Consider the following 15,206-nt stretch of genomic DNA (forward strand, 5'->3'; position numbering starts at 1 on the left):
GTCTAATCGACACGTTTGCGCAGTCGTCTACTGGTTGGCATCAAAGGAATTCATGCTATCAGGACAGTGTCTGACGTAAGAACTATACTCACGGCGAGGCTGAATTCGGTCAATGGGACTTATGACTAAAATCCTGGGCGGGGAGCAATCCAGATCCGCCGAGGATTACGTCGAGTTGAACCTCGACGACGTGACCGACAACACGACCGAGGCGACGATGCAGGTACACGTCGCGGAAGTCGACGGACAGGAAGCCGCCATCGACATCAAAGACACCGTCTACGACGGCGACATCGTCATCGCGGATATCACGCGACTCCGGACGAACGACAAAACGGTCGAACACATCGTCGACGAGCTCCGACAGGTCGCAAACGAAGTCGACGGCGACATCGTTCGGAAAGGCGACGACCAGATCATCATCACCCCGACCGGCGTCAAAATCGGCCGCGAAAAACTCGGCCGATAGCCGCGCGAGTCGAGACAGTTCTCGAGTCGATCCTCGTCCCACGTTCGTTTTCCTCACCGACAGGACCCGCAGGACTGCCTGTCTATCCGATCCGTTCACTGAAGCGATCGCCAGGTACTTGCGTTCGGTCGACCGATCGACTGTCATGACGACGTTCGATTCGGTGCCCGACTACCTCTGGCAAGCGGTCGTCTTGCTGATCGCGATTCTCGGCTACCAGATCATCGCTCGAGGCGAAGTGACCCTCTCTATCGCCGTCATCGCGATCGTCGGTTTCGTCGTCGTCTCCTGGGCGGTCGACTCCCTTCGAAGCGAGTGAGTGACCCTCGAGACGCGAAGCCACGTTTCGCTCCGAGCGTTTCACATTCTATCGTTTCGATATAGTTTATACGCAAAACAGTTCTATTTATAGTAGTCTGTGCGTAATTAACAAATTCGCTGAATTTCTCCGATAGCGCTCAGTACCCGCAACATCGCCCGCATTCGGCCGTCACAGCGGACAAACGACAATACTTTTCCATCGGGGTCCGAAACGAGAGGTATGGCAGACGACCTCAAGAAAGGGCTGGAGGGAGTGTTGGTCGCAGAGTCAGGACTCAGCTCCATCGACGGCGACGAGGGTCGCTTGGTGTATCGCGGGTACACCATCGAAGACCTCGCGCGCGGCGCGAGCTACGAAGAAGTAGCGTACCTGCTCTGGCACGGAACGCTTCCGGACGAAGAGGAACTCGCGGAGTTCTCCGAGGCGATGGCCGCAGAGCGCGACGTAGACGACGCCATTCTCGAGACGATACAGTCGCTGGTCGAGGCCGACGAGCGCCCGATGGCGGCGATGCGTACCGCTGTCTCGATGCTCTCTGCATCCGAACCCGAACCCGACGCGGACCCGGGTGACCGCGAGGCGTCACTGCGCAAGGGGCGTCGGATCACGGCCAAGATCCCGACGATTCTCGCGGCGTTCGAGCGGTATCGACAGGGCAAAGAGCCCGTCGACCCCGACACCAGTCTCGGGCTCGCGGCCAATTTCCTCTACATGATGACCGGCGAGGAACCTGACGAGGTCGCCGCCGAAACGTTCGATCAGGCGCTGATTCTCCACGCCGATCACGGGCTCAACGCCTCGACGTTCACTTCGATGGTCATCGGCTCGACGATGGCCGACATCTACTCCTGTGTCACCGGCGGGATCGGTGCCCTCTCGGGGCCGCTCCACGGCGGCGCGAATCAGGACGTCATGGAGGTCCTCATCGAAATCGACGAGAGCGGACTCGATCCCCTCGAATGGGTCGAGCAAGCGACCGAGGAAGGTCGACGCATCCCCGGCTTCGGCCACCGCGTGTACAGCGTCAAAGACCCTCGAGCGAAGATCCTTCAGGAGCGAAGCCGCGAGCTCGCCGAAACCGGCGACTCGAAGTGGTACGACATCACCACGACCATCGAAGACTACCTCACCGACGAGAAGGGACTCGTCGAGAAGGGTATCGCGCCGAACGTCGACTTCTACTCGGGGTCGGTCTACTACCAGCTTGGCATCCCGATCGACATGTACACGCCCATCTTCGCGATGAGCCGCTCGAGCGGCTGGATCGCACACGTCCTCGAGTACCAGGAGGACAACCGACTCATCCGACCGCGCGCACGCTACACCGGTCCGGACGAACAGGAACTCGCTCCGGTCGAAGACCGGTAGCACGGATTCGCAGCGAACAGTAAGATTCGCCTTTTTCGAGAACCGATGCTCGTCTTCGTCTACGGAACGCTCACCGACGCCGCTCGAGTCGAGAACGTACTCGACGAGACGGGTCGCGAGCCCGGATCGACCGATAACGCGAGGGCATTCGACGCAGCGTTCGTTGGCGACGCCACGCTCGAGGGACTCCACCGCGTCGACGGCGCGTATCCGACGCTCGTCCCTGGCGGATGCGTCACCGGACGAGTGCTCTCGATCGACGAGAGCCATCTCGGGGCGCTCGACGCCTACGAGGGGCTCGCACAGGGCCTGTACGTGCGAGCGGGGCTGCCACGAATCCAGCGCGGCGAGTCGCCTGCAACGTCGCCCGTAGACGACTTCGAGGTCGCTGTGTACGACGAGCCAGGCACCGTTCCGGCGCAGGGACCGGATCTCGAGTCGATCGTCTGGACGTACATCGGTGACCCCGATCGGCTCGGGATCGAACCTGAACGTGAGATAGAGGCCTACTGGCCGGGTTCGTCCCCCTTTCGCGAACGCGTGCACCGATTTCTCAACCGGAATCGAATCGTGGTACTGATCGGCGAATGACGATCGTCTGCTTACCGTCAGACACCAGTTTCACCTCGCTTCCCGCTTGCGATTTCACTTCCGCCCCGGAGGCATGAGATTTATATGTTCCCGGTCCTCCTGTATAGTCGCACGTCACACGCCGTGCATTCCCTGTATTCCCGTAGTGCTGTTCGCTCGTAACGGCACTACCTTTCAACACTTCTGATGAGCGGTGTATATCGACTGGTCGGCGATAGACAGTATCCGACAGCAATCCTTACAATTCGTCCCGAGTACTCGAGGATATGCTCTCACTTGAGGCTATTCTCGAGGCGCGTCCGCGGGTTCGAGAGACATCGCGACACACGCCGTGTGAGTACTCGCATACGTTCTCCGCGCTGACGGGCGCGGAGATCCATCTGAAGCTCGAAAACCAGCAGCGAACGGGCGCGTTCAAGATTCGGGGCGCGACGAACCGGATCGCGACGCTCACGCAGGCCGAGAAAGACGCGGGCGTCGTCACCGCGAGCGCGGGCAATCACGCGCAGGGGGTCGCGCTCGCCGCGACGCGAACGGGCGTCGACTCGAAGATCGTCATGCCCGAAAACGCGCCCATCGCGAAGGTCAAGGCGACGAAAAACTACGGGGCATCGGTCGTCCTCCACGGCGTCGACTACAGCGAGGCCGCCGAGCGCGCACACGAAATCGAACGCGAGGAGGACAGAACCTATCTCCACGCCTTCGACGACCCGGACGTGATGGCGGGTCAGGGAACGATCGGCCTCGAGATCATAGAGGACTGCCCCGAGGTCGACACCGTCGTCGTGCCGATCGGTGGGGGCGGACTCATCAGCGGGATCGCGACGGCGATCAAAGAACAACGCCCGGACGTGCGCGTGATCGGGGTACAAGCGGAAGGTGCCTCGAGCGCGGCCAGTTCGCTCGAGAAGGGAGAACTGGTCACGCTCGATTCGGTCGATACCGTCGCGGACGGCATCGCGACCCGAAGCATCGGCGAGCAGACGTTCCCGATCATCCGCGAGCGCGTCGACGAGGTGGTCACGGTCTCCGATCCGCGGATCGCCACGGCGTTAGTCCAACTCCTCGAGCGCTCGAAGACGCTCGTCGAAGGCGCCGGTGCGGTTCCGCTCGCGGCCGTGCTCTTCGAGCGATTCGACTACGACGAAGACGAGGTCATCGTCCCCGCACTCTGTGGGGGCAACATCGACATGAACATGCTCTCGACGGTCATCGTCCGCGGATTGGTCGAGACGGGGCGCTACCTCAAGATTCGAACCGTCCTCACGGACCGGCCCGGCGCGCTCGAGGATCTCCTCGACATCTTCTCGGCCCACCGGGCGAACATCTACGGCATCCAGCACGATCGGACCTCTCGAGACATCAGCATGAGCGACACCGAGGTCGAAATCGACCTCGAGATGCGCGGGCACGACCACGTCGAGGCGTTCCTCGAGGACCTTCGGTCCGAGGGTTACGAAGTCGACGTGCTGGTGTAAGCGCTCGCGCGTGCTCGGCGGTTCCACTAGCTTCGGTACGTTTACGTCGGCTCCGAAACATCGCTCGAGCGAGTGCATTCACGACGCAAATCTGCCCTCCTCTGGGGTTTGGTCGGTGCGATGGCGTTTCTCGCCGTGTTGCAGGGCTATACGCTCGCTCGAGGCCCGTTGCTCTCGATCACGCGGGCCGTTCTCGTCGCCACTGTCGTCGGCGGGATGACGGCCCTGGTCGCCTACGGACTCGAGCACCGTATCGCCGAGTGGACGGCCAAACGGGCGGAGGAGCGATGATCGCAGGCGGGCGCGGTCACTATCGTAGTCTTTAAACGACCGACCCGGTTACCTACGAGTGAGCCAGGATGGCCGAACGGTAAGGCGCACGCCTGGAAAGCGTGTTCCCTTTGGGATTCAGGGTTCAAATCCCTGTCCTGGCGTTTTGTCGAACTCAATCGACGAGCGGAGCGAGTCGCGATTTCGACAAAACGCGAAGAGGGGATTTGAATCAGGGAGGTCGCGCACAGCGAGCAACGCGAGCGAGCACGTCCGACCGTGGTTCAAATCCCTGTCCTGACAGCAAATCGACTGAGCCCTCGAGAAAACGCACCGCAAACCGGTCTTGTACTCCGCTTCGAGACGACAATTCTAGTCAGTACAGCAAAGATCGTCAGTTGAACCACTCGCTGTTGAGCCCATCATCGTCGATGAGATACCACCGAACGAACGTGTAGCCGACGCCGAGTAACACGGCGACAGCCACGATATTGGCTAACATCTCCTTACTCCTAGCTACTCTGGCGGGATACATTGATTTTTCGTAATGTCTGCCTACATACTCTCGAGACTATTCGACTCCTTCCACCGAAATTCGTCCCGTAACAACCGCTCTTTGGCAGTTTTTCGAGCGAGCGCTAGTACTCTCACCCAAATCACTCGAGTCGGCGTCACCGCTCGATCTCGAGCGGGGAGTCGGTCGCGATCCAGCAGTCGGGGTCGTCTCGGTCGCGCAGTTCGAGCAGTCCGTCGTCACAGACCACGAGTTCGTATCGGTCGTCCATTGGAATCGTCCGTCGATCCACCGAGAACGGGTATGGTAACGGGGCACCTACCGTCCGCTGCCAGGGCGGTATGGACCGTGTACTATCCTCCCGGGGCGTGAAATTCGAGCACCGATTCGATGGCGGCCGCACCGATGAAAGGGACTTATCGATGGGCCCCATTGGAATCGGTATGTGTGGTCGCTATACGCTCTTCGTCGATCAGGACGACCTCGAGGACCGGTTCGACGCCCGGTTTACCGAGCCGTTCGCGCCGCGGTACAACATGGCTCCGGGCCAGCGCCTGCCCGTCATCACGAGCGAGAACCCGGAAACGATCCAGTCCCTCGAGTGGGGACTGGTGCCGTCGTGGGCCGACGACGATAGCAACGGGCTGATCAACGCGCGTGCGGAGACCGTCGATGAGAAACCGAGTTTTCGCGAAGCCTACGACCAGCGTCGCGCGCTGGTACTCGCCGACGGGTTCTACGAGTGGACTGAGACTGACGACGGCGGGAAACAGCCGTATCGAGTCGCGTTCGAGGACGATCGACCGTTCGCGATGGCGGGGCTCTGGGAGCGCTGGGAGCCGGAGACGACCCAGACCGGCCTCGAGTCGTTCGGCGGCGGCGCTGGGGACGCCGAGGCGGGCGACGGGGCGGGGCCGCTCGAGACCTTCACGATCGTGACGACGCCGCCGAACGACCTCGTCGGCGAGTTACACCACCGAATGGCGGCGATTCTCGAGCCGACGGTCGAGCGCGACTGGCTGACGGGTGCAGCGTCGACGACGGCGCTCGAACCCCATCCGGCCGACGAAATGGTCGCCTACCCGGTTTCGACGGCGGTGAACAGTCCGGCGACCGACGAGCCGTCGTTGGTCGAGTCGGTGTGACCGGTCGTCCTCGAGTCAGTACCATCGGCAGGCTCAAGTCAGCGCCATTAGCGGACTCGAGTCGGTGTAGTGCCCCACAGTAGAATATAAAAGCAGCACGGAAACGACGGCGCACGTTTTTGCAGTTGTGCGCTATTGTGTCACACACTCGCCGCACAAATCGTCCGCGGTGTTGCGGTTTTGAGATGGAATCGAACCCGCAATCGAACCAACCCGATCGACACGGAGAGTGAAGATTTATATAGAAGGACAAACATAGATTCAGCTGACTATGAGTCAGCGAATGCAACAGGGACAGCCGATGATCGTGATGAGCGAGGACTCCCAGCGCGTCAAAGACCAGGACGCGCAGGATTACAACATCAGCGCCGCTCGAGCGGTCGCCGAGGCCGTCCGCTCGACGCTCGGCCCGAAAGGGATGGACAAGATGCTCGTCGACTCGATGGGATCGGTAACCATCACGAACGACGGCGTCACCATCCTCAAGGAGATGGACATCGACAACCCGACGGCCGAGATGATCATCGAGGTCGCCGAAACGCAGGAGGACGAAGCCGGCGACGGCACAACGACCGCCGTCGCGATCGCGGGCGAACTCCTCAAGAACGCCGAGGATCTTCTCGAGCAGGACATTCACCCGACGGCCATCATCAAGGGATTCCACATGGCCGCAGAGCAGGCTCGAGAGGAAATCGACGACATCGCCGAGGACATCGACCCCAGCGACGAGGAACTCATCCGCAAAACTGCCGAAACCTCGATGACCGGCAAAGGTGCCGAGGTCAACAAAGAGCACCTCTCTCAGCTCATCGTGGACGCCGTTTCCGGCGTCACCGTCGAAACGGACGACGGCGAGAACGTCGTCGACCTCGAGTTCCTGAACATCGAGACCCAGACCGGCCGTGCAGTCGGCGAATCCGACCTCCTCGAGGGCGGCATCGTCGACAAGGATCCGGTCCACGATAACATGCCGACCAGCGCCGAGGACGCGAACATCCTCCTGCTGAACGATCCGATCGAGATCGAAGAGACCGATGTCGACACCGAAGTCTCCGTGACGGATCCGGACCAGCTCCAGCAGTTCTTAGACCGCGAGGAAAAACAGCTCAAAGAGAAGGTCCAGCAGATCGTCGACCTCGACGCGGACGTCGTCTTCTGTCAGAAAGGCATCGACGACCTCGCACAGCACTACCTCGCCAAAGAGGGTATCCTCGCCGTTCGTCGCGCGAAAAAGAGCGACCTCGAGTTCCTCTCGGAGGTCGTCGACGCCGCCGTCGTCTCGGATCTCGCGAGCGCGACCGCCGAGGACCTCGGCTTCGGTGACGTCACCCGCGACGAGGAAGACGAACTGTTCTACGTCGAAGGCGAGGACGCCCACGGCGTTACCCTCCTCCTTCGTGGCTCGACCGACCACGTCGTCGACGAACTCGAGCGCGGCGTCAACGACGCACTCGACGTCGTCGCCCAGACCGTCTCCGACGGGCGCGTCCTGGCCGGCGGCGGTGCGATCGAGGTCGAACTGGCATCGCGTCTCCGCGATTACGCTGACTCCGTTTCCGGACGCGAACAGCTCGCCGTCGAGGCGTTCGCCGACTCGGTCGAGCTCGTCCCGCGCGTGCTCGCCGAGAACGCTGGTCTCGACAGCATCGACACGCTCGTCGACCTCCGTGCAGCCCACGAGGACGGCGACGTAAAGGCCGGCCTGAACGTCTTCTCGGGCGACGTCGAGGATACCTTCGAAGCTGGCGTCGTCGAGCCGGCCCACGCCAAAGAGCAGGCCGTGACCTCTGCGAGCGAGGCGGCGAACCTCGTTCTCAAGATCGACGACATCATCTCCGCTGGCGACCTCTCCACCGACAAGGGCGACGACGAAGGTGGCGCACCCGGCGGCGCAGGCGGCATGGGTGGCATGGGCGGCGGCATGGGCGGCATGATGTAGGCGAGGTTCTCACTCGCTTCGCTCGTTCCGAACCTCGTAAGGGACGCGGAACCGACGGTTCCGCGGGAAGGAGAGCGGGGCGCGTTCGCGCCCGCGAGCGAGGCTCGAGAACACATCAACCAGCCAGCCGACGGGATAGCGAACGACCGACTGTTTCGACGATTTTTTGCGAACGAGTCTCGCGAGGGGTGACTCGAGACGGGCGAGAGACGACACGCTCTGGGGCCACACAGGCAGTGATCGGGAATCAGTCGTGGGCGCTCACCGAGTAGCGAGAAAATCGCCGCGTCGCAGAAGGGTTACTCGTCTTCGCGGACTTCGAGTTCGAACTGTTCGTTCTCCGAAACGGTGTTGAGCACGACGCTCGTGTTCGAGGCTTTGATGTCGGGATCGGTCAGCAGCGCTTTGATCTGTTCGTTCATTCCGTCGGTGTCGACGAACTTACCAATAGCGATCACGTCGTAATCGCCAGTAACCTCGTAGACGCTCGTCATCTGCTGGTGGTCGCGGAGGGTTTCGGTGATGTCGGGGAGCGCGTTCCCTTCGACTTTGAGCTGGATGACCGCCGTTACGTCGTAGCCGACCGCATCGTAGTCGACTCGAGGGGTGTAACCGTCGATTACGTCCTGATCCTCGAGATCCGAAAGGTGATTCGAGACGGTCGTCACAGAAACGTCGAGTTCCTCGGCGAGACTTCGGAGGCTCGCCCGGCCGTCACCGAGCAACGCATTCACCAACTTTGCATCGAGATTTTCGTACGTCATCACATCAACCCACGCACCCATCACATTAGAACTTTACGAATATCCAATTTCCTCGGGGGAGTAGAAGATTTGCTCGATACAGTAGGGTTTTAGTAGTAGGGATCGTCGGATAGGACGACGAGAAAGATGACAAGCGGAAACATCACATCTGCAGAACAGGACGTATTGGAGGAGATCGAAGAGAAGGATGTCGACTTCCTTCGACTCCAGTTTACCGACATCCTCGGCACCGTCAAGAACGTCTCCGTTCCGGCCCGACAGGCCGAAAAAGCGTTCACCGACGGGATTTATTTCGATGGCTCTTCGATCGAAGGCTTCGTTCGCATTCAGGAGTCCGATATGCGCCTCGTTCCGGATCCGGATACGTTCGCCGTCCTGCCGTGGAGAAACAGCGAGGAAAGCGCCTCCGCCCGAATGATCTGTGACGTGTACAACACGTCGACGGGCGAGCCGTTCGAAGGCGACCCGCGCTACGTTCTCAAGCAGGCCCTAGAGCGTGCAGAGGACCTCGGCTATACGGTCAACGCCGCACCGGAGCCGGAGTTCTTCCTGTTCGAGGAAGACGAAGAAGGCCGCGCGACGACCGAGACCAACGACGCCGGCGGCTACTTCGACCTCGCACCGAAAGACCTCGCCAGCGACGTGCGCCGCGACATCATCTACGGGCTCGAGGACATGGGCTTCGAAATCGAAGCCAGTCACCACGAGGTCGCAGAGGGCCAACACGAGATCAACTTCGAGTACGACGACGCGCTCACGACGGCTGACAACGTCGGTACCTTCCGCACCGTCGTTCGCGCAATCGCCGCCGAACACGACCTGCACGCAACCTTCATGCCCAAGCCGATTCCGAAGATCAACGGCTCGGGAATGCACACGCACCTCTCGCTTTTCACCGAGGACGGCGAGAACGCGTTCCACGACGGCGACGACGAGTTCGACCTCTCGGAGGAAGCTCACGCCTTCACCGCCGGGATCCTCGAGCACGCGCCGGCGATCACGGCGATCTCGAACCCGACGGTCAACAGCTACAAGCGCCTGGTTCCGGGCTACGAAGCGCCCGTCTACATCGCGTGGTCCGACCGCAACCGCTCGGCGCTAATTCGTAAGCCGGCCGCGCGCATCCCGGCCGCTTCGCGTATCGAAGCCCGCTTCCCCGATCCGTCGTGTAACGCGTACCTCGCGTTCGCCGCGCTCATCCACGCCGGACTCGACGGCATCGAGAAGGGACTCGAGTGTCCGGACCCGGTCCGCGAGAACATCTACGACTTCGACGAGGCAAAGCGCGAGGAGTACGGCATCGAGACGCTCCCGACGAACCTCGGCGAGGCGGTCGACGCCCTCGAGGAGGACGAGGTCATCTACAACGCGCTCGGCGACCACATCGGACAGAAGTTCGTCCAAGCCAAGAGTCAGGAGTTCCAGGACTACCTGGTCGACGTCTCCCAGTGGGAACTCGACCGGTACCTCGAGACGTTCTAGGACGACCCGCAGTTGCTGTGGCCGCTTGCGACCGGTTTTCTCTCCTCTCTTTGCGTCCGCGCATCAAGCCGTCAGTTGCGACTGAACCGAGTTCTCTCGAACCAGCTTTCTCCCGCCTCGAGAACCACTACTCGAGCCAGCAGCGATCGAAGCGGGAACTCCAGTCGCCGCAGAACAATCGATTCGTGGGCGGCGCGCCCCTCGCCGTGTCCGCTGAGGTAGTGACGCAGGCTCAGGATCGCCACTCGCCGATTCGGTTGCGTATTCGTCCCGGAATCCCGAGTACCGAAATCCCGGCACCGAACAGGACCATCAGGACGTAGACTCCGAGCGTCGAGGTCCAGACGGTAAACATCGCGAGGATCGCCCAGATACCCTCGAGGAAGTAAAACGCCGCGATGGCCATCGCCGTCCCGTAGAGCAAGACGACGTACGGTCCCCAGCCCACGAAATGCCCCCGTCGGATCCGGCCCCGGACGTATCGTTTGAGTTCGCCCTCGAGCGAATCGCGTTCGACCGTCCGTCGGTCGACATCGGCTTCGAAGGACTCGAGGCGGTCTCGAAGCCGCTCGATCTCTTCTCGGAGCGCCTCCGGATCGTCGGCTCTGTCCCGCGTCTGGGCGCTCGTGCGGTCGTCCGATCGGTCTCCGTCAGCACCCGTAGCGTCGTCGGTCATCGCTTCTGTCGAAACCTGTCGCACGCCGGGACTTTGTAGCTGCCGATCCGTATCACGACCCGCAAGGACCGCATTGATGATCGCGCCGAAGATGACGATGATCGAGCCGATATAGAGCCAGATGAGAACGAGAAACACCGCCCCGAGTGCGCCGTAGACGGCGTATTCGTCTACAAACCCTGCGTAGACGGAAAAGACTCGGCTCAGGAGAAACCAGCCGAGCGAGGCCACGACGGTCCCGGGAATCGCTTCGCGAAGTTCGATATCGACCCCTGGAAAGACGAAAAACATCGGGAGGAACGCGGCGAACAGGCCGATCAGAACCAACACGGGGCCGATCAGCGCGGCCCCGATGATCGGAACGAACGCGAGCACTGCCTCGACGATCGTGATCCCGAGGAGTCCGCCCGTAACGGCAGTCGCGACGAGCAAGATGTCCCAGAACGTATCGATCAGTGATTTCGAAGAGACAGTCCCGTATATCTTCGAAAACGCTCGGTCGAGTCCTCGCAAGACCCGACTCGAGCCCCAGAGCAGCCCGAGCGCACCGATGACGGTCGCGCTTCGTCGTCCCGTCTCATCGACGATCGTTTCGGTGAGCAGTTGCTGTGCGGAGGTCGTGAGCACGTCGTCGGCCGCCCTCGTTACGTATTCCGTGAGCTGTTCGCCACCGATCGTCGCCGCGAGCGCAAGCGCGAGCAACATCAACGGGACGAGCGAAACGAACGCGTAGTAGGCGACGCCGGCAGCTAACAGCGTCAATTGCTCGGTGCGCGCGAGCGAGACGGCGCGTTGGCCCACCTCGAGGAGCCGTCTGTAATCAGTCACGGCGTACTAGTCGCACTCGAGCGCCAAATATCGAGAGCCTCCGATTCGAGTGACGCTCAGCCAGACACACCGTTTTATGGGTGGCTCTCGAGACAGTCCCCATGAACGACACTCGATGTCCCGATTGTGCCGTGACGATGGAAGAGACGACGCTTCGATCCCAGGACGGCTTTTCGCTCACCATCAACACCGGCAAACGAAGCGGCCTGCTGGGGAAACTCGGCGTCGGATCGACGACCGGCGTCGACGCGGTGTGCTGTCCGGAGTGCGGCCTCGTTCGACTCTACGCCGACCTTGAGTAACCGGCTCGGTCGAAGGGAAACCGACTCAATCGAAGGCGGAATCGACTCAACCGAAGAGAGAACCGGCTCGGTCGAAGGGGAACCGACTCGATCGACGTGAGGCCTCCGAGGCGTCTACTCGCGAAGATCGCCGGCGGTCGCGTCGAAGATCTCCTCGACGGTCGCGTCGGATTTGAACGTCGTCCCGCCGTAGTGGGTTCTGGAGGTTCGATAGCCCGCTTCGCGAAGGGTCGCGAGAAAGTCGTCCATCGCGTTGGCCGGGAGCCCCCAGTTCTTGCACAGTTTGTGTTGGTCGTAGTACGTCGGCACCTCGAGTTCGGCCGCGAGCGTCTCGAGTAGGTCCTGGACCGTCTCCGCGGTCTCGAACTCGTCGGTGAGCTCCCTCCGAACTGCCTCGAGGAATTCGTCGTCCTGAATCGCGCCGAGCCAGACCGGGCCGGCAACCAGGATCCGTTCGCCGTCGCAGTTCGGACAGCGCTCGAGCGGCTCCGCAATCAGTCCCGGCGTCGCCTCGCGGTGGAGGCAATCTTCGCAGTGAGAGAGGTAGCCGAGTTCCTCGAGGGACCGATCCGCCGCGGTCGACTTCCGCTCGAGTTCGAGGTACGTGCGGACGTAATGGCTCGTCGCGTGGGTCAGAATTGGCGTGACGCCGACGTCGAAACGAGCGGCGCTTCGGGCGAGCGCAGAGAGGAGGGTACGGACGCCCATCTCGGTGTGGTAGTCGGTGTTTCGCGGCACCGAGGCGTACGACCGTTTCCCGCTGTTGAGGTGGGCACCACACAGCGGCGCGGTGTCGGTCGCCGTGACACAGACGAGGTTGTGACAGTTCGCGAACGCCGCGTCCGCGAAGGGCATCGGCGTCCCGAACGGATCGAGATCGATCACGTCGAACATCGACTCGTGCATCACGGCGTTCGCGTTCGCCCGCTCGAGGGTCGCCTCGCAGTCGTTTCGCTCTACGTTCTCGCGAGCGAGCGAAACGGCGTCGGGATCGACGTCACAGCAGGTGACGTCCCAGCCGTCTTTCGCCGCGCGAACGCCGCGAACGCCGCTGGCGGTCATCGCGTCGAGATACGTCTCCGCTCTCGGTTCGCGGTCGCGAAAGGCCCGCAGCGCCGCGATCGTCAAGTCGCGGTTCAACTCCTGGCGCGGGTTGTAAAAGACCGACTCCTCGAATCCCTCCGTCTGTTCGCCGGGAACCTCGAGCTCGACGTTCCCCTCCGTAACGCGCATACCCACACTCCGAGAAGCGGGGCGAAAAACAACGTGGTCTGACTCGGAGTGGCTGGATCCGATCGTCCAGATATCGTCCGCGGCAGCGTTACCGCGAAAAGACGCTGTCTGCCGTCGCCGCGCCGACGACGCTGAAGATGGATCCGATACTCACGGCCTTAAACGTGATCAGCGCCGTTTGGGCGCTCGTCTCGCCGGACTCGAGGAACGTGTCGGGGGCGTCGAACAGGAGCGCAAGCAGCGTCACCGAGCCGAACGAGACGCACATCAGCGAGATGAATCTGATCGGGATCCCGACCAGTTCCCGTTCTACCTCCGGATCTCGAGTCGAGTCGGCTTTGTACAGCGTCGCGTAGCCGATGGCGAACACGATGCCCATCGTGGCGAGTCCTTGGACGATACTCATGCTGTCTGCCAGACGCCACACCTCCTCGGTCACGACGAACGGCCCCGCTAGCAAAAACCCGCCGACGATCTGCTGGGCGGAGTCGGCGAGCCGAAACTGGGGCGGGCGGTGCGGTCGCCGTATTTTCATAGTGACGGTAGCATTTGAAACGTGAAATATCGACCGGCTTGCCCGGCAGGACGACGCCATCGGTCGCTATCCGAGTGACGCGACGGCAGCATCGCTCGCCGCTCGAGTAACACGACGCCGTCCTCTGTCACCGCTCGAGAGCGAGGAGCGCCGCTACGACAACCAAACGGATTTTACAGTTCGGGACAGAGGTTCGGTCGTGTCCGATTCGAACCCCGTCGAGGCGTGGGAGGCCCGACTCGAGGAGGCCGGGAGACTCACGCCCGACATCGTCGAGCAGATCACGAACCTGCACGACGACCGCGGGGTACAGGCCATCGAAGCCGTCGGCGAAGGCCGGGTGAAAGCCTACCAGGATTTCACGATCGTCGTGGGCTACGACGACGAGTACATCGTCGAGGACCGGGGCTGTACGTGCAAAGACAGCGAGTACAATCTCGACGACGACGATCCGACTGCCCTGTGTTGGCACGCGCTGGCGGTCGTCATCGCCCGGCGTGTCGGCCACGTCGACTACCACGACATGTGGTACTCCGAGGTTCGAGAGCTGCTGTAGAGCCGAGTTCGAAACCGCTGTAGGCGTCGAACGTGGTCACCGCGACGCCACTCGAGACTCAGTCTTCGGCGCAGATGTCGACGAAGTTGCGGAGGATCCGTAACCCCGTCTCGCCGCTTTTCTCGGGGTGGAACTGCGTCCCGAAGACGGTTCCGTCCTCGTTGGCGATGATCGAGGGGAATTCCTGTTCGTAGTCGGTCGAGGCGACGGTCGCGTTCGCCGCGTCAGGAACGGCGTAATAGGAGTGAACGAAGTAGGCGTACTGCCCGTCGATGCCCTCGACCAGCGGGTGCTCGCGCTCGACCGCGAGTTCGTTCCAGCCCATGTGGGGGACTTTCTGCCCGCTGTCGAAGCGAACGTTCGTCCCGGGGATCAGATCCAATCCTTCGACGGCGGCGTCGCCGTCGGTTTCGCCCTCCTCGCTCGAGGTGAGCAACATCTGCATCCCGAGACAGATTCCAAAGAGCGGTTGGCCGCGCTCGGCGATTGCCGCTAAGTCCTCGCGGATCGAGTCGGCGTTCTCGACTCCCTCCCGGAAGGCTCCGACGCCGGGGAGGACGACCCCGTCGGCGGCCTCGAACGCCTCGGGGTCGTCGGCGATCTCGACGGCTGCGCCCGCGCGTTCTAACCCTCGAGTGACGCTCCGGAGGTTCCCGAGCCCGTAGTCGACGACGACCACGGAGGCGAGTTCCTCCTCGGGCGGCGATGGCATCGTGCTCATGCGTAGACGGTGG

The 15,206-nt window shown here is 62.0% G+C and carries 16 protein-coding genes and 1 tRNA gene; 12 read left to right on the forward strand and 5 right to left on the reverse strand.

The features are described 5' to 3' along the window. The first annotated feature begins 112 nt into the window (after positions 1-112). The 9 genes from HALLA_RS11175 (at position 113) to thsB (ending at position 8,096) form a co-directional block, all read left to right on the forward strand. Complete coding sequence (locus tag HALLA_RS11175) at positions 113-469, forward strand: cell division protein SepF (protein ID WP_049953431.1); 357 nt, start codon at positions 113-115, stop codon at positions 467-469. Between the two features lie 145 nt (positions 470-614). Further along, positions 615-788: a hypothetical protein gene (locus HALLA_RS20635; RefSeq protein WP_157231364.1), complete on the forward strand. Its 174-nt coding sequence runs from the start codon at positions 615-617 to the stop codon at positions 786-788. A 222-nt stretch (positions 789-1,010) separates the two neighbouring features. After that, positions 1,011-2,159: a citrate synthase gene (gene citZ, locus HALLA_RS11180; protein WP_049953432.1), complete on the forward strand. Its 1,149-nt coding sequence runs from the start codon at positions 1,011-1,013 to the stop codon at positions 2,157-2,159. A 45-nt stretch (positions 2,160-2,204) separates the two neighbouring features. Beyond that, the gene (locus HALLA_RS11185) at positions 2,205-2,750 is read left to right on the forward strand and encodes a gamma-glutamylcyclotransferase family protein (RefSeq protein ID WP_049953433.1); all 546 of its coding nucleotides are present in this window, start codon (positions 2,205-2,207) and stop codon (positions 2,748-2,750) included. A gap of 266 nt (positions 2,751-3,016) precedes the next feature. Continuing rightward, a complete protein-coding gene (ilvA, locus tag HALLA_RS11190; RefSeq protein WP_049953434.1) occupies positions 3,017-4,228 on the forward strand; it encodes a threonine ammonia-lyase in 1,212 nt (403 codons plus the stop codon). A 72-nt stretch (positions 4,229-4,300) separates the two neighbouring features. Continuing rightward, positions 4,301-4,519, forward strand: a complete 219-nt coding sequence (locus HALLA_RS11195; protein ID WP_049953435.1) for a hypothetical protein — start codon at positions 4,301-4,303, stop codon at positions 4,517-4,519. A gap of 62 nt (positions 4,520-4,581) precedes the next feature. Continuing rightward, a tRNA-Ser gene (locus HALLA_RS11200) sits at positions 4,582-4,662 on the forward strand. 793 nt (positions 4,663-5,455) lie between these two features. Continuing rightward, positions 5,456-6,157 carry an SOS response-associated peptidase gene (locus tag HALLA_RS11205; RefSeq protein WP_049953436.1) on the forward strand — a complete coding sequence of 234 codons (702 nt, stop codon included), beginning with the start codon at positions 5,456-5,458 and terminating at the stop codon, positions 6,155-6,157. 283 nt (positions 6,158-6,440) lie between these two features. Next, positions 6,441-8,096 carry a thermosome subunit beta gene (gene thsB, locus HALLA_RS11210; protein WP_049953437.1) on the forward strand — a complete coding sequence of 552 codons (1,656 nt, stop codon included), beginning with the start codon at positions 6,441-6,443 and terminating at the stop codon, positions 8,094-8,096. A gap of 299 nt (positions 8,097-8,395) precedes the next feature. Here the strand turns inward: thsB and lrp are convergent, their stop codons facing one another. Further along, a complete protein-coding gene (gene lrp / locus HALLA_RS11220) occupies positions 8,396-8,860 on the reverse strand; it encodes an HTH-type transcriptional regulator Lrp (RefSeq protein WP_049954094.1) in 465 nt (154 codons plus the stop codon). 126 nt (positions 8,861-8,986) lie between these two features. On the opposite strand from lrp, the gene glnA reads away from it, so the two are divergent. Further along, entirely contained in the window at positions 8,987-10,342 is a 1,356-nt protein-coding gene (glnA, locus tag HALLA_RS11225) for a type I glutamate--ammonia ligase (protein WP_049953439.1), read from the forward strand. Positions 10,343-10,574: 232 nt separating this feature from the next. Here glnA and HALLA_RS11230 read toward each other — a convergent pair whose 3' ends face one another. After that, positions 10,575-11,846: a YihY/virulence factor BrkB family protein gene (locus HALLA_RS11230; RefSeq protein WP_049953440.1), complete on the reverse strand. Its 1,272-nt coding sequence runs from the start codon at positions 11,844-11,846 to the stop codon at positions 10,575-10,577. A 101-nt stretch (positions 11,847-11,947) separates the two neighbouring features. On the opposite strand from HALLA_RS11230, the gene HALLA_RS11235 reads away from it, so the two are divergent. After that, positions 11,948-12,148: a hypothetical protein gene (locus tag HALLA_RS11235; RefSeq protein WP_049953441.1), complete on the forward strand. Its 201-nt coding sequence runs from the start codon at positions 11,948-11,950 to the stop codon at positions 12,146-12,148. Between the two features lie 114 nt (positions 12,149-12,262). Here HALLA_RS11235 and HALLA_RS11240 read toward each other — a convergent pair whose 3' ends face one another. Both HALLA_RS11240 and HALLA_RS11245 read right to left on the reverse strand, forming a co-directional pair. Further along, entirely contained in the window at positions 12,263-13,381 is a 1,119-nt protein-coding gene (locus tag HALLA_RS11240) for a tRNA (guanine(26)-N(2))-dimethyltransferase (protein ID WP_049953442.1), read from the reverse strand. Between the two features lie 88 nt (positions 13,382-13,469). After that, entirely contained in the window at positions 13,470-13,916 is a 447-nt protein-coding gene (locus tag HALLA_RS11245) for a hypothetical protein (protein WP_049953443.1), read from the reverse strand. A gap of 199 nt (positions 13,917-14,115) precedes the next feature. Here HALLA_RS11245 and HALLA_RS11250 point away from each other — a divergent pair, with 199 nt between their 5' ends. Beyond that, on the forward strand, positions 14,116-14,472 hold the full coding sequence (locus tag HALLA_RS11250; RefSeq protein WP_049953444.1) for a hypothetical protein: 357 nt from the start codon (positions 14,116-14,118) through the stop codon (positions 14,470-14,472). Between the two features lie 58 nt (positions 14,473-14,530). Here the strand turns inward: HALLA_RS11250 and hisH are convergent, their stop codons facing one another. Beyond that, the gene (gene hisH, locus HALLA_RS11255) at positions 14,531-15,193 is read right to left on the reverse strand and encodes an imidazole glycerol phosphate synthase subunit HisH (RefSeq protein WP_049953445.1); all 663 of its coding nucleotides are present in this window, start codon (positions 15,191-15,193) and stop codon (positions 14,531-14,533) included. Positions 15,194-15,206 lie beyond the last annotated feature (13 nt).

Source organism: Halostagnicola larsenii XH-48 (assembly GCF_000517625.1).
Lineage (GTDB): Archaea > Halobacteriota > Halobacteria > Halobacteriales > Natrialbaceae > Halostagnicola > Halostagnicola larsenii.

Coding starts and splice junctions, on each gene's coding strand:
- HALLA_RS11175 (WP_049953431.1), top strand. CDS start 113: ATGGGACTTATGACTAAAATCCTGGGCGGGGAGCAATCCAGATCCGCC.
- HALLA_RS20635 (WP_157231364.1), top strand. CDS start 615: ATGACGACGTTCGATTCGGTGCCCGACTACCTCTGGCAAGCGGTCGTC.
- citZ (WP_049953432.1), top strand. CDS start 1,011: ATGGCAGACGACCTCAAGAAAGGGCTGGAGGGAGTGTTGGTCGCAGAG.
- HALLA_RS11185 (WP_049953433.1), top strand. CDS start 2,205: ATGCTCGTCTTCGTCTACGGAACGCTCACCGACGCCGCTCGAGTCGAG.
- ilvA (WP_049953434.1), top strand. CDS start 3,017: ATGCTCTCACTTGAGGCTATTCTCGAGGCGCGTCCGCGGGTTCGAGAG.
- HALLA_RS11205 (WP_049953436.1), top strand. CDS start 5,456: ATGTGTGGTCGCTATACGCTCTTCGTCGATCAGGACGACCTCGAGGAC.
- thsB (WP_049953437.1), top strand. CDS start 6,441: ATGCAACAGGGACAGCCGATGATCGTGATGAGCGAGGACTCCCAGCGC.
- lrp (WP_049954094.1), bottom strand. CDS start 8,860: ATGACGTACGAAAATCTCGATGCAAAGTTGGTGAATGCGTTGCTCGGT.
- glnA (WP_049953439.1), top strand. CDS start 8,987: ATGACAAGCGGAAACATCACATCTGCAGAACAGGACGTATTGGAGGAG.
- HALLA_RS11235 (WP_049953441.1), top strand. CDS start 11,948: ATGAACGACACTCGATGTCCCGATTGTGCCGTGACGATGGAAGAGACG.
- HALLA_RS11240 (WP_049953442.1), bottom strand. CDS start 13,381: ATGCGCGTTACGGAGGGGAACGTCGAGCTCGAGGTTCCCGGCGAACAG.
- HALLA_RS11245 (WP_049953443.1), bottom strand. CDS start 13,916: ATGAAAATACGGCGACCGCACCGCCCGCCCCAGTTTCGGCTCGCCGAC.
- hisH (WP_049953445.1), bottom strand. CDS start 15,193: ATGAGCACGATGCCATCGCCGCCCGAGGAGGAACTCGCCTCCGTGGTC.